Below are 12,494 nucleotides of genomic sequence, written 5' to 3'. Positions count from 1 at the left end.
CGCGGGGAACTGCGCGAGAAGCCCCACCGGACGGAGAGCCGGGTTCAGACCGCGACGAGGCAGTCGGCCCCCCGAGCCCGCAGCACCCGCACCATCTCGCTGACCGCAGGTCTCCGCGTGGTGCCGCCCCGCCACACCGCGTACAACCGCCTCCGCGGCACCGGCTCCATCCGCACCACCACGACCCCGTCCGGCAGGACCCCCCGCCCGAGCCGCGGCAGCACCGCCACCCCGAGCCCCGCCCCCACGAGCGCGGCCAGCGTCGGGTTCTCCTCCGCCTGGTGCACGATCCGCGGCTCGACCCCGACCCCGCGCATCGTCCGGACGAGCCAGTCGTGGCACACCCGCCCCGGCGGCTGCGACACCCACCGCTCCTCGGCCAGCTCCGCCCGCCGCACGGCCGTCCGTCCGGCCAGCGGATGCCCGGCCGGCACGACGAGATCGCACAGGTCGTCCCCGAGCACCGCCTGCTCGACCCCGGCCGGGGCGGGCAGCGGCGCGATGTCCCAGTCGTGGGCGACCGCGAGGTCGACGGCCCCCTTGGCGACGAGGTCCACCGACAGATGCGGGTCCACCTCGGACAGCCGTACGTCGAGCGCCGGATGCCGCACGGCGAGTTCGGCCAGGGTCGCGGGCAGCAGGCCGCGCGCCGCCGACGCGAACGCCGCGACCGTCAGCCGCCCGGCCGGCACCCCGCGCCGTTCCTCGATCCCGGTCTCGGCCCGCTCCATGATCGCCATCAACTCGCCTGCGGTGTCGGCGAGTTGCAGCGCCTCGTCGGTCAGCCGCACGCCGCGCCCCTCGCGCTCGAGCAGCACCGTGCGCGTCTCGCGCTCCAGTTTGGCGATCTGCTGCGAGACGGCCGAGGGGGTGTAGCCGAGCGCGGCCGCGGCGGCGCCGACGCTCCCGTGGACGCAGACGGCGTGCAGTGCCCTCAGTCGTTGCAGATCGAGCATGTGACCGCCTCCGTACCGCTCCGGATCCCGCCGCACCCCGTGCACTCTTCAGCAGGGCTACATCCAACCATGCAGCAGACTTCGCTGGTGCTACACGGTCGGTCCGCGTGATCCTCGACGCATGAGACCCGCGCACACCGGCCTCGCCGTCCTCGTCGCCGCCCTGTGGGGCGTGAACTTCGTCGTCATCGACATCGGCCTCGACCACTTCCCGCCGCTGCTGTTCTGCGCCCTGCGCTTCCTGCTGTCCGCGCTGCCCGCCGTGTTCCTCGTGGGCCGCCCGTGCGTGCCCTGGCGCTGGGTCGTCGGCGTCGGACTCGCCCTGGGCGTCGGCAAGTTCGGCCTGCTCTTCCTCGGCATGAACGCCGGGATGCCCGCGGGCCTGTCCTCCCTCGTCCTCCAGATCCAGGCGGTGTTCACGGCGCTGATCGCGTGCGCGTTCCTCGGCGAACGCCCCGGCCGGGTGCGGATCGCGGGCATGGCCGTGGCGCTCGCCGGGATCGCGGTGGCCGCGGTCGACGAGGGCAGCACGGGCCCGCTCGGCGCGTTCGCCCTGGTCCTGGTCGCCGCGTCGTTCTGGGGCGTCTCGAACGTCCTCACCCGCAAGGCGTCGCCCGGCGCCCCCTTCAACTTCATGGTCTGGTCGAGCACGGTCCCCGTCCTGCCGCTCCTCGGGCTGTCCCTCGTCTTCGAGGGCCCGTCGGCCGACGCCGAGGCGCTCCGCTCCCTGGACCTGCCCGGTGCCGGTGCGATCCTCTTCGTCGCGCTCGTGTCGACGCTCTTCTGCTTCAGCGCCTGGAGCAGGCTGCTGCGCCGCTACGCCGCGTCGACGGTCGCGCCCTACTCGCTCCTGGTCCCCGCCTTCGGCATGGCCGCGGCGGCGCTCTTCCTGGACGAGTCCGTCACCCCGCTGCGCTGGTGCGCGGCCGCCCTCCTGGTGGCCGGCGTCGCGGTCACCTCGGTGGGCCCGCGCAGAAGGACGGCGCCCGCGGCCACCGCCGTGCAGCCCCCGGCACCCGACGGCGCCCCGCGACCGGCCGATACCGCCGACGTCACCGGTGCCGCCGGTGCCGCCGGTGCCGACCTCCGGCCTACGCCGCCTCGTTGAGCAGCCGCGCCACGTGCTCCCGGCCCGCGCCGAGGAGCCCGGGCAGCGGCGCGGCCGCGTCGTACCACCGCGCCTCGTACTCCCAGCACAGCCAGCCGTCCCACCCGTCCCGGCTGAGCACCTCCACGCACTCCTCGAGGGGCAGCACCCCGGCGCCGAGCCCGAGCGGCACCGTGTCGTCGGGCCCCGCAATGTCCTTGACCTGCACATAACCCAGGTGGGGGCGCAGGCGGTCGTACGAGGCCGTGGGCTGCTCCCCGCCGAGCCAGGTGTGCATGAGGTCCCACAGCACACCGACCGACGGGTGTCCGACGCCGTCGAGCACCCGGGCCGCGTCGGCACCGGTCCGGTGCGAGTCGTGCGTCTCCAGGAGGACCCGCACCCCGCGCGCCTCGGCGTGCCCGGCGGCGGCGCGCAACCGGCGCACGGCCGCCGCGTCCGCCTCGCTCCCCGGCTGCTCGGTGCCGCCGCCGGGGAAGACCCGGACGTACCCGGCCCCCAGGTCCGCGGCCAGCTCGACGAGGGCCCGCACCTCGTCGAGGACGGGCTCGTCCGCGCCGGGCGCCGCCACGCGCGCGTACCCGGCGACACCGAGCACCTCCACGCCCGCGGCCCGGAACAGCGCGGCGGCGTCGGCCCGTTCGCCCGCGCCGAGCCCCGGATGCACCGGCTCCTCGGGGTGCGCGCGCAGCTCCACCCCGTGGTAGCCGTGCCCGGTGGCGAGCCGCAGGACGTCGGGGAGGGGGAGGCCGGGGACACCGAGGGTGGAGAACGCCAGTTTCATGAGGCGGACCCTACCCAGAGGCGCCCCGCCGCGGCGGGCTCAGTCGGCTCAGTCACCGGCCGCGCCGTGCAGCGGGAGCCGCCAGTCCTGACCGTTCAGATCGGCGCCGAACGACCGGTGCGGCTTCTCCCCGGCCAGCACGAACCCGTGCCGCAGGTAGAGCGAACGGGCCGCCTTCAGCACGTCGTTGGTCCACAGCACCAGCTCGCGGTAGCCGACCCCGCGCGCGAAGTCGATCACCGCACGCACCAGCCGGTCCCCGACGCCGAGCCCGCGCGCCCCCGGCTCCACGAGCAGCAGCCGCAGCCGCGCGGTCCCGGGAGCCGCGTCCCGTACGCACATGACGCAGCCCACCGGCCGCCCGTCGAGCTCCGCGATCCACACCCGCTCCAGATACGGGTCGTGGTCCTCGGCGAAGTCGGCGACGATCCGGGCGACCAGCCCCTCGTACTCGGCGTTCCAGCCGAACTCGGCCGCGTACACCGCGCCGTTGCGCGCGACGATCCAGCCCAGGTCGCCCGGGCCGGGGTCGCGCAGCAGCACGTTGTCCTCGTGCGGGGCGGCGCGGCCGTCGCCGAGCACCTCGCGCACGGTGCGCAGCGCCTCGGACAGCCGCGCGCGGTCCGCGGCCGGCACGGGAGCGAGCAGCGAGCCGACCGCCGCCTGCGACCGCTCGTCCAGCAGGTGCGCGGCGGCCCGCCCGTCCGGCGTGAGCGTGACGCGCCGCCGCCGCGAGTCCGTCTCGGACGACGCCCGCTCGACGAGCCCCGCCCGCTCGAACTTGCCGAGGATCCGGCTCAGATACCCCGCGTCGAGCGCCAGCAGCGTCCGCAGATCGGCCACGTCGACCTGCTCGGTGTGGGCGAGCTCGTACAGCACCCGGGACTCGGTGAGGGTGTACGGGGCGTACAGGTGGCGGCCGTAGTCGAGCGCCCCGATGACATTCGTGTAGAAGCGGTTGAAGGACCGGACGTCGTCGACGGTCATGCGACACCTCAGACAGTTGACTCAGTCAGAGATCGAGGGTCCCGTCAGCCTACGCCGATGCCCGCCGCCCGTCCACGGCCGCGCTCTCCGGGGCGACCGTCTCGGCTCGGCGTCGTGTGCCACGAGGCCCGCGGGAAAAGCGGATGCGCGGGCGCGGGCGCCTTGGGAGGCTGCGCGGATGAATCCTGAGCAGATCTCGAACCTCGCCCATGCCGCGCACCCCATCAAGTCCCCCTTGGACGACACCTCCGTGAGCCGGCTCCTGGACGGTGCGCTGCCCCGGGAGGGCGGCCGGGTGCTCGATCTCGGGTGCGGGACGGCGGAGTGGCTGCTGCGGGCGCTGGAGGCGCGGCCGGGGCTGCGGGCGGTCGGGGTGGACACGTCGGAGTCGGCGCTGGCGCTGGCGCGGGCGGCGGCGCAGGAGCGCGGGGTCGCGGACCGGCTTGAGCTGCACTGCGTCAAGGCCGAGGAGTACGTGGCGCCGGAACCGTTCGACCTGGTCCTGAGCGTGGGCGCGGCGCACGCGTTCGGCGGGCTGCTGCCCACGCTCGCCGCGGCCCGCACCCGGCTGGCGGCCGGGGGCAGCGTCCTGATCGGCGACGGGTACTGGCTGAGCGAGCCGACCGCGGAGGCCGTCGAGATGCTCGGCGACTTCACGGACCTGGCGACGACGGTGGACCGGGTCGTGGCCGAGGGCTGGGTACCGGTGAACGGCCACGCCAGCACCCGGCAGGAGCTGGACGCCTACGAGTGGTCGCTGTGGGGCGAGTTGGCCGCCTGGGCGCTCGACCACCCCGACGACCCGGAGAGCGCCGGACTCCTCGCGTGGTCCCACGCCCGCCGCGACGAGTGGCTGCACACCTACCGGGACAGCTTCGGCTTCCTGACGCTGGTGCTGCGCCGGTGAGCGGTGCCACGGCGGCCGTGCCGGGACTGGACTGCCGGCGCGCCTCGGCAGACTCCGGCTCCGACCTCGCGGAGCTGGTGCGACTGCGGGATGCGGCCGCACGCTGGATGCACGCCCGGGGGATCACCGGCCAGTGGCAGCCAGGCGAACTCGGCGCCGACCACTTCCGCCGGGTCATGGAGCACGGCGAGGTGTGGCTGGCGCGGACGCCGGACGGCCGGGTGGCCGGGGCGTGGGAGCTGTGGTGGGGCGACGAGGACGCCTGGGGCCCGCAGGACACCCCGGCCGGATACGTGCACCGCCTGATGACCGACCGCATTGCCGCACCCCCCGGCACGGGCCGGGAACTGCTGCGCGCCGCGGAGCGACGGGTCGCCGGGACGGGCCGGTCGCTGGTGCGGCTCGACTGTCTGGCGGGCAACGGGCCGCTGAACGCGTACTACGCGGCGGCGGGCTACCGGGCCGTCGGGCGGAAGCAGGGCAAGCCCCAACCGGGCGGCGTCCCGAAGTCCTTCGTCCTGCGCGAAAAGGCGCTCGCTTCCTGAGGGGGAGTTCGCGACCCGGCGTTGTCAGTGGTCGCCCCTAGAGTGAATACATCACTCGGGGGACGGGGAATTCCCGTCGGAGGGGGAGCGTAGGCATGTCTGTGCGCAAGATCCAGCACAAGGTGAATCACGTCGCTCTGGTCGTGGACTGTTCCGGTTCCATGTATCAGCACCAGCACCAGCTCGTGCGGGTCGTCGACGAATTCGTCGCCGGTCTGAAGGCCGAGTCGGACAGCCTCGGGCACGAGACGCGGATCAGCCTCTATTCCTTCGACCACCGGGTGGAGAATCTGGTGTGGGACATGGACGTGAAGCACCTTCCGTCCATGCGAGGGCTCTACAAGGTGAACAACGGGGCGACGGCGCTGATCGAGGCCTCGCTGAAGTCGCTCGACGACCTGGGCCACATCTGGGAGGAGTACGGGGAGCACAGCTTCCTCCAGATCGTGGTCACGGACGGCGAGGAGAACGCATCGGGAGGAGACCGCCGGCACGACGGCGACATGTCGATCCTCGGTCCGTGGCTCGACCGGATCACCGCCACGATGGGCGCCCTTCCCGGCCACTGGACCTCGGCGATCCTCGTGCCGAACTCACTGGCCAAGCGCACCGCGCAGAACTACGGCTTCCCCGCGGGGAACATCGCGATATGGGACGCCGACTCCCAGCAGGGCGTCGAGGAGGCCATCGGCACCGTGCGCGCCGCGGCCACCAGCTTCCTGCGCGGGCGCGAGCAGGGCGTGCGCGGCACGAAGAACCTGTTCGCCGTCGGCCAGGACATCTCCGTCGACGAGGTGCGGGCGAATCTGGAGCCGATACCGGCGGACAAGTACCGCCTGCTGAAGGTCGACAAGGAGGCGGAGATCCGCCCGTTCGTGAATTCCCATCCGGGGGTCACGTACGAGCGCGGCGCCTGCTATTACCAATTGGGCGCGCGCGTCCAGGTGCAGCCCGACAAGGAAGTCATCGTCGTGGAGAAGGACACCGATCGCGCTTATACGGGCGACGCGGCGCGCAGCCTTCTTTTCGGTTCGGGAGTGAAGGGCACGGTGTCCGTGAAAGCGGGGAACAATCCGAAGCTCGAGGTGTATGTGCAGAGCCGTTCCGTGAATCGCAAACTGAAGGCGGACACGCGGCTGCTCATCATGCTGTGATCCCCGCCCGGCACCCCTTGCGGCGCCGGGAACGCGACACGGCGGGCCGGACGGTGGACGCACCACCGGCCGGCCCGCCGCGCCGTACGGCCGACAGTCAGCCCGCGGACCACACGACGGGGCTGTCACTGTAGGCGTCGCCCTCGTCGTACGAGGCGCCCGTCACCGGGCCGGTCTTCGAGGCGCTGAGCGCACAGGTCTCGTAGGACGCGCCCTTCGTCTTGAAGTCGGACGGCGCCGACTCGCTCTTGCACTTGCCGGGGAGGCCGCCGATCAGGATGACGCCGGTGGGGCCGCCGCCCTCGAGGACCCCGTCCAGCTTCAGCGAGGCGTAGGAGAGGTCGGTGCCGCCGACGTTCTCCACCTTCATCCGGATGTAGTACGGGGTCATGCCCTTCGCCTTGGCGCCGAAGGAGGCCATGTCCGACTCCGCGCCCTTGTCGATCGCGGTCACGGTGACGGCGACCGTGCCCTTCTTGTCGGCGGTGTAGCGGTAGGGGAGCACGGCCCGGTCGCCGATCTTGAGCTTGGTCCCGGGGGCCGTGGTGTCGCCGGAGGCCTCGGCGCCGTCGGCGCCGTCGGCGCTCGGCGCGGCACTGGTCGGCTCGGACGACTCCGGCGCCGGGGCGGACTCGGAGGCCGCGGGGGACTCCTTCGCGGACGACGAGCCGTCGTCGCTGTTGCAGGCCGAGGTCGCCAACCCCATGGAGACCAGAATGGCCGCGAACGCGATACGTCCCTTGTGCACTGCGATTACCTCACTGATGACGAGAGCCGCCGCACGGCGGCCCGGATGATCGGGGCCCCCGGCTCCACGATCGGTCGTGTGCCGCGTGGCATCGGGCGATCTCCCGGCCCAGCGGTACGCCTGCGTGGAACACCCGCAACGGGCCGGGACCGCGAAGTCCCCGGCCGCCCCCTGTCGTTCGACGGCAACCCTAACGACCGGGAGGCCGCCGGGGGCCGGGTACGCGCGGGGCCGGAGTGAAGGTAACGTGAAAGTAAAGAAGTGGTCTGCGTCGTGCCAGGTGCGGCGCCGGACCCTCTCAGGCGCGGGGCGCCGCGGTGGAGCCCCGGACCACCAGTTCACCGCTCACCACGTCCACGCCGCCGGCCGGCGCCGCCTCGCGGCCCATGGCGATGCGGCCCGCGCGGGCGGCGGCCTCGGCCAGTGGGAGGCGGACCGTGGTCAGCGCGGGGACCGCGTCCGCGCTGAAGGGCAGGTCGTCGAAGCCCGCGACCGAGACGTCCTGCGGGATGCGCAGTCCGGCCTCGCGCAGCGCCGCGCACGCGCCGAGCGCCACGGTGTCGTTCGCGGCGACGATTGCGGTCAGGTCGGAGGCCCTGGACAGGAGTTCGGCGGTCGCGGCGCGGCCCGTCGCCCGGTCGTAGGGGCCGTGCACGACGAGGTCGTCGGACGTGGTGACCCCGGCCTCGGCGAGCGCCGCGCGGTGGCCCTCGAGGCGGTGCCGGGTCGTGGTGCGCTCCTCGGGGCCGGCGACGTAGCCGATGCGGCGGTGGCCGAGGGCGAGGAGGTGGCGGGTCAGTTCGACGCCGCCGCCCCGGTTGTCGAAGGCGAGGGCGACCGCGTCGGTGTCCGGCACCGGCGGCCGTCCGCACAGCACGACGCGGGTGCCCGCCTCCGCGAGCCGCCGCAGCTTGCCCGCGACGGCGGCGACGTGCTCCGCGTCCTCGATCGCGCCGCCGGTGAGCACCACGGCCGCGGCGCGCTGGCGCTGGAGGAGGGTGAGGTAGGTGAGTTCGCGCTCGGGGGAGCCGCCCGTGTTGCACACGACGGCGAGGCGTTCGCCGCCCGCGCGCCCGCCCGGGCCCACGATCTCCGACTGGACGGCGGAGGCCATGATGCCGAAGAACGGGTCGGCGATGTCGTTGACCAGGACCCCGACCAGGTCGGAGGTGGCGGCGGCGAGGGCGCTGGCCGGGCCGTTGAGGACGTAGTCGAGTTCGTCGACGGCCTTCAGGACGCGCTCGCGGGTGGCGGCGGCCACCGGATAGTTGCCGTTCAGGACGCGCGAGACGGTGGCGGGGGACACCTGGGCGCGGGCGGCCACGTCCGCGAGGGTCACGGTCATCGTCGAGTCAGCCTCCGTCGGGGGCCGGGCCCGAGTGGCAGCCCGTCCGGCTCTGTCGCGTACCCGCTCTTGTCCGAGCGGCTGTGCAGAGGCTAGCTTCTTCTCGGATAGAAAGCGCTTGCTAAATGCGGCCGGGACTTGTCGCGGCCGCCGGAGCACGCCGGCCGCAGGACCCGCGGCGCCGCCGCCGGACGAAGGGACTCACGTGACACGCAAGACGGCGCGCATCGCCATGAACGGGGTGACGGGGCGCATGGGCTACCGCCAGCACCTCGTCCGCTCCCTCCTCGCCCTGCGCGAACAGGGCGGACTCGACCTCGGCGACGGCACGGTGCTGTGGCCCGAGCCGGTCCTGGTCGGCCGCCGCGAGCACGCCCTCAGGGCGCTCGCCGAGCGGCACGGCCTCGACGAGGCGAACATCTCCACCGACCTCGACGCCGTCCTCGCCGACGACAGCATCGACATCTACTTCGACGCCCAGGTCACCTCCGCCCGCGAGGAGGCGCTCAAGAAGGCGATCGCCGCCGGCAAGCACCTCTACACCGAGAAGCCGACCGCCACCGGACTGGAGGGCGCGCTCGAACTGGCCCGCCTCGCCCAGGCCGCCGGCATCAAGCACGGCGTCGTCCAGGACAAGCTCTTCCTGCCGGGCCTGCGCAAGCTCAAGCGGCTCATCGACGGCGGCTTCTTCGGTCAGATCCTCTCCGTGCGCGGCGAGTTCGGCTACTGGGTCTTCGAGGGCGACTGGCAGGAGGCCCAGCGCCCCAGCTGGAACTACCGCTCCGAGGACGGCGGCGGCATCGTCGTCGACATGTTCCCGCACTGGGAGTACGTGCTCCACGAGCTGTTCGGCCGGGTGCGGACGGTGCAGGCGCTCGCCGCCACGCACGTCCCGCAGCGCTGGGACGAGAACGGCAAGCCCTACGACGCCACCGCCGACGACGCCGCGTACGGGGTCTTCGAACTGGACGGCGGCGCGATCGCCCAGATCAACTCCTCCTGGGCGGTGCGCGTCAACCGCGACGAGCTCGTCGAGTTCCAGGTCGACGGCACCGAGGGCTCCGCCGTCGCCGGTCTGCGCAACTGCCGCGTCCAGCACCGCAGTACGACCCCCAAGCCCGTCTGGAACCCGGACATCCCCGCCACCTACTCCTTCCGCGAGCAGTGGCAGGAGGTTCCGGACAACCAGGAGTTCGACAACGGCTTCAAGGCCCAGTGGGAGCTCTTCCTCAAGCACGTCTACGCCGACGCGCCCTACCACTGGGACCTGCTGGCCGGCGCCCGCGGCGTGCAGCTCGCCGAGCTCGGCCTGAAGTCCTCCGCCGAGGGCCGCCGCATCGACGTACCGGAGATCACCCTGTGACGATCCACCTGCCCGACAGCACGGGAGAGCTGCGCGCGTACGAGCCGCGCCGCGCGCCGCTCACCGTCGACACCGGCGCACCGCTCGCCTCGCGCGTCGTCTACTCGGCGGCCCACGTCGTCGCCGACCCGTTCGCCGACACCACGCCCGACGGGCCCGCCGCCGTCGACTGGGACACCACCCTCGCCTTCCGCCGCCACCTGTGGTCCCACGGGCTCGGCGTCGCCGAGGCCATGGACACCGCCCAGCGCGGCATGGGCCTCGACTGGGCGGGCGCCGCCGAGCTGATCAAACGGTCGGCCGCCGAGGCGCAGTCCGTCGGCGGAGCCATCGCCTGCGGCGTCGGCACCGACCAGCTCACCGGGCCGGTGACGGACCTGGCCCAGGTCAGGGCCGCGTACGAGGAACAACTCGCGCTCGTGGAGGGGACGGGCGCGCAGGCGATCCTCATGGCGTCGAGGGCGCTCGCCGCCGTCGCCCGCGGACCCGAGGACTACCTCGACGTCTACGGACACCTGCTGCGCCAGGCCGACGGACCCGTCGTCCTGCACTGGCTCGGCCCCATGTTCGACCCCGCGCTCGACGGGTACTGGGGCGACACCGACCTCGACGCCGCGACCGAGACGTTCCTCCAGGTCATCGCCGCGCACCCGGACAAGGTCGACGGCATCAAGGTCTCCCTGCTCGACGAGCGGCGCGAGATCGAGCTGCGCCGCAGACTCCCGAAGGGCGTGCGCTGCTACACCGGCGACGACTTCCACTACCCCGAGCTGATCGCGGGCGACGAGCGCGGCTTCAGCCATGCGCTGCTCGGCATCTTCGACCCGCTCGGACCGCTCGCCGCGCAGGCCGTCCGGGTCCTCGACACCGGGGACACGGCGGGCTTCCGGGCCCTCCTCGACCCGACCGTCGAGCTGTCCCGGCACCTGTTCCGGGCGCCGACCCGCTTCTACAAGACCGGCGTCGTGTTCCTCGCCTGGCTCGCCGGGCACCAGGACCACTTCGCGATGGTCGGAGGCCTCCAGTCCGCCCGCTCGCTACCGCACCTCGCGACGGCCTACGAACTCGCGGACGGACTCGGCCTGTTCCCCGACCCCGGACGCGCCGAAGCCCGGATGAAACAGCTGCTCGCCCTGTACGGAGTGACCCGATGACCGCAGCACCGGCCCACCCGCTCTTCTCCCTCAACCAGATGACCGTCAAGCAGCTCTCGCTGCCCGAACTCGTCGAGGCCTGCGCCGAGTCCGGCGTGCGCCACATCGGCACGTGGCGCGAACCCGTGCAGGCGTACGGGGTCGACAAGGCGGCCCGGCTGCTGCGCGACGCCGGACTGCACGTCACGACGCACTGCCGCGGCGGCTTCCTGACCGCCGTCGAGGACGGCGCGCGGCGGGCCGCCGTCGACGACAACAAGCGGGCCGTCGACGAGGCCGCCACCCTCGGCACCGACGTTCTCGTCCTCGTCTCCGGCGGACTGCCCGAGGGGTCCTGCGACCTGGCCGGCGCGCGGGAACGGATCGCGGACGGGATCGCCGAGATCGCCCCGTACGCCGAGGAGCGCGGGGTGCGGCTCGCGGTCGAACCGCTGCACCCCATGTACGCGGCCGACCGCTGTGCCGTCTCCACGCTCGGGCAGGCGCTCGACATCGCGGAGCGGTTCCCCGCGGAGCAGGTCGGGGTGTGCGTCGACACGTACCACGTGTGGTGGGACGAGCGGGTACCGGCGCAGATCGCGCGGGCCGGGGCGGCGGGACGGATCGCGACGTTCCAGCTCGCCGACTGGGTGACGCCGCTGCCCGCGGGCGTGCTGAACGGGCGGGGGCAGCTCGGGGACGGCGTCATCGACCTCGCGGGGTGGTGGCGGTGCGTCCGGGAGGCGGGCTACACAGGGCCGGTCGAGGTCGAGCTCTTCAACGACGGGCTGTGGGCGCGGGACGGGAGGGAGGTCCTGCGCGAGACGGTGTCCCGCTTCGGGGCGCTGGCCGAGCCCCACTGACGCCTCTGGCGCGGGGGCGTCGGCCCGCGCCGATGTGAGCCCGTCCCCCGCCGGGGCCGATCGGGTTACGCCTCGGCTCCCGCCGTAGGGGTTCGACCACTCTGCCGGGCGCTGCGGTGTCGTGGCTGGTCGCGCAGTCCCCACGCCCCTGGCGGGCCCGGTGCGCGACGCGGTCAGCGCTTGCGGGACGACCGCTTGCTGAGGACCGCGAGGATCACCGGGATCAGCATCTCGATGCCCCGGGCCACGTTCGCCACGGGCAACCCCGTCCTCTTGGCGACGGCCGTCGCCACGGGCCGGCTCAGCCGGGACAGCAGTCCGGCCATCAGGCCGCCCCCGGCCAGCCCGCCGAGCCCGCCGAGCGTCGCGACCCCTTGCAGTGGCGGCGGCTGCTGCTCCGCGTCCGCGAGGGCCTCCCGGACCTCGGCGGCCCCCTCGGGCCCTTCCTCGGCGCGCTCGCGCAGCCCGCCGGACAGGGCCGAGACGGTGCTGCCCACGACGTCCTGGGCGCCGGAGGCGTCGGTCCCGAGCAGGCCCGCGAGCTCACGCAGCCGGTCGTCGCCCAGCTCGTCGAGTACGTCCCGCTCCAGCGGCTGTCCGA

General features: G+C 73.5%; 13 protein-coding genes. 7 read left to right on the top strand and 6 right to left on the bottom strand.

Annotation, left to right across the window (positions count from 1 at the left end):
• Window positions 1-44: 44 nt before the first annotated feature.
• Window positions 45-956 carry a LysR family transcriptional regulator gene (locus tag GTW43_RS08525; protein WP_161301026.1) on the bottom strand — a complete coding sequence of 304 codons (912 nt, stop codon included), beginning with the start codon at window positions 954-956 and terminating at the stop codon, window positions 45-47.
• Between the two features lie 121 nt (window positions 957-1,077).
• Between GTW43_RS08525 and GTW43_RS08520 the strand changes: the two genes are divergently transcribed.
• On the top strand, window positions 1,078-2,064 hold the full coding sequence (locus tag GTW43_RS08520) for an EamA family transporter (RefSeq protein WP_161301025.1): 987 nt from the start codon (window positions 1,078-1,080) through the stop codon (window positions 2,062-2,064).
• Here GTW43_RS08520 and GTW43_RS08515 read toward each other — a convergent pair.
• Both GTW43_RS08515 and GTW43_RS08510 read right to left on the bottom strand, forming a co-directional pair.
• Window positions 2,048-2,848: a sugar phosphate isomerase/epimerase family protein gene (locus tag GTW43_RS08515; RefSeq protein WP_161301024.1), complete on the bottom strand. Its 801-nt coding sequence runs from the start codon at window positions 2,846-2,848 to the stop codon at window positions 2,048-2,050. The two genes, GTW43_RS08520 and GTW43_RS08515, sit on opposite strands and share 17 nt — an antisense overlap.
• A gap of 48 nt (window positions 2,849-2,896) precedes the next feature.
• The gene (locus GTW43_RS08510; RefSeq protein WP_161301023.1) at window positions 2,897-3,835 is read right to left on the bottom strand and encodes a helix-turn-helix domain-containing GNAT family N-acetyltransferase; all 939 of its coding nucleotides are present in this window, start codon (window positions 3,833-3,835) and stop codon (window positions 2,897-2,899) included.
• A gap of 178 nt (window positions 3,836-4,013) precedes the next feature.
• On the opposite strand from GTW43_RS08510, the gene GTW43_RS08505 reads away from it, so the two are divergent.
• The 3 genes from GTW43_RS08505 to GTW43_RS08495 all read left to right on the top strand — a co-directional run bounded on the left by GTW43_RS08505 (window position 4,014) and on the right by GTW43_RS08495 (window position 6,441).
• A complete protein-coding gene (locus GTW43_RS08505) occupies window positions 4,014-4,742 on the top strand; it encodes a class I SAM-dependent methyltransferase (RefSeq protein WP_161301022.1) in 729 nt (242 codons plus the stop codon).
• A gap of 17 nt (window positions 4,743-4,759) precedes the next feature.
• Window positions 4,760-5,287 (top strand): GNAT family N-acetyltransferase, encoded by a 528-nt coding sequence (locus GTW43_RS08500; protein ID WP_161301028.1) that lies wholly within the window; start codon window positions 4,760-4,762, stop codon window positions 5,285-5,287.
• Between the two features lie 95 nt (window positions 5,288-5,382).
• On the top strand, window positions 5,383-6,441 hold the full coding sequence (locus GTW43_RS08495) for a vWA domain-containing protein (protein WP_161301021.1): 1,059 nt from the start codon (window positions 5,383-5,385) through the stop codon (window positions 6,439-6,441).
• Window positions 6,442-6,538: 97 nt separating this feature from the next.
• On the opposite strand, the gene GTW43_RS08490 is transcribed toward GTW43_RS08495, so the two are convergent.
• Window positions 6,539-7,147, bottom strand: coding sequence for a hypothetical protein (locus GTW43_RS08490; RefSeq protein ID WP_161301020.1), 609 nt, complete (start codon window positions 7,145-7,147; stop codon window positions 6,539-6,541).
• Between the two features lie 340 nt (window positions 7,148-7,487).
• Window positions 7,488-8,534, bottom strand: coding sequence for a LacI family DNA-binding transcriptional regulator (locus GTW43_RS08485; RefSeq protein ID WP_161301019.1), 1,047 nt, complete (start codon window positions 8,532-8,534; stop codon window positions 7,488-7,490).
• A 205-nt stretch (window positions 8,535-8,739) separates the two neighbouring features.
• Here GTW43_RS08485 and GTW43_RS08480 point away from each other — a divergent pair, with 205 nt between their 5' ends.
• From GTW43_RS08480 to GTW43_RS08470, 3 genes are read left to right on the top strand one after another with little or no spacing between them, the layout of a single operon-like run.
• Window positions 8,740-9,897 carry a Gfo/Idh/MocA family oxidoreductase gene (locus GTW43_RS08480; RefSeq protein ID WP_161301018.1) on the top strand — a complete coding sequence of 386 codons (1,158 nt, stop codon included), beginning with the start codon at window positions 8,740-8,742 and terminating at the stop codon, window positions 9,895-9,897.
• Window positions 9,894-11,051, top strand: coding sequence for a dihydrodipicolinate synthase family protein (locus GTW43_RS08475; protein WP_161301017.1), 1,158 nt, complete (start codon window positions 9,894-9,896; stop codon window positions 11,049-11,051). Before GTW43_RS08480 ends, GTW43_RS08475 begins: the two co-directional genes overlap by 4 nt.
• The gene (locus GTW43_RS08470; protein WP_161301016.1) at window positions 11,048-11,893 is read left to right on the top strand and encodes a sugar phosphate isomerase/epimerase family protein; all 846 of its coding nucleotides are present in this window, start codon (window positions 11,048-11,050) and stop codon (window positions 11,891-11,893) included. Before GTW43_RS08475 ends, GTW43_RS08470 begins: the two co-directional genes overlap by 4 nt.
• A 173-nt stretch (window positions 11,894-12,066) precedes the next feature.
• Here GTW43_RS08470 and GTW43_RS08465 read toward each other — a convergent pair whose 3' ends face one another.
• Window positions 12,067-12,483 (bottom strand): DUF937 domain-containing protein, encoded by a 417-nt coding sequence (locus tag GTW43_RS08465; protein ID WP_161301027.1) that lies wholly within the window; start codon window positions 12,481-12,483, stop codon window positions 12,067-12,069.
• Window positions 12,484-12,494 lie beyond the last annotated feature (11 nt).

Origin of the sequence: Streptomyces sp. SID5785 (assembly GCF_009870065.1) — a bacterium.
Lineage (GTDB): Bacteria > Actinomycetota > Actinomycetes > Streptomycetales > Streptomycetaceae > Streptomyces.
This window is presented reverse-complemented; position numbering and strand designations above follow the sequence as displayed.

Excerpts from the sequence above, each read along its gene's own strand:
- GTW43_RS08525 (WP_161301026.1), bottom strand. The coding sequence starts at position 956 with ATGCTCGATCTGCAACGACTGAGGGCACTGCACGCCGTCTGCGTCCAC.
- GTW43_RS08520 (WP_161301025.1), top strand. The coding sequence starts at position 1,078 with ATGAGACCCGCGCACACCGGCCTCGCCGTCCTCGTCGCCGCCCTGTGG.
- GTW43_RS08515 (WP_161301024.1), bottom strand. The coding sequence starts at position 2,848 with ATGAAACTGGCGTTCTCCACCCTCGGTGTCCCCGGCCTCCCCCTCCCC.
- GTW43_RS08510 (WP_161301023.1), bottom strand. The coding sequence starts at position 3,835 with ATGACCGTCGACGACGTCCGGTCCTTCAACCGCTTCTACACGAATGTC.
- GTW43_RS08505 (WP_161301022.1), top strand. The coding sequence starts at position 4,014 with ATGAATCCTGAGCAGATCTCGAACCTCGCCCATGCCGCGCACCCCATC.
- GTW43_RS08495 (WP_161301021.1), top strand. The coding sequence starts at position 5,383 with ATGTCTGTGCGCAAGATCCAGCACAAGGTGAATCACGTCGCTCTGGTC.
- GTW43_RS08490 (WP_161301020.1), bottom strand. The coding sequence starts at position 7,147 with ATGGGGTTGGCGACCTCGGCCTGCAACAGCGACGACGGCTCGTCGTCC.
- GTW43_RS08485 (WP_161301019.1), bottom strand. The coding sequence starts at position 8,534 with ATGACCGTGACCCTCGCGGACGTGGCCGCCCGCGCCCAGGTGTCCCCC.
- GTW43_RS08470 (WP_161301016.1), top strand. The coding sequence starts at position 11,048 with ATGACCGCAGCACCGGCCCACCCGCTCTTCTCCCTCAACCAGATGACC.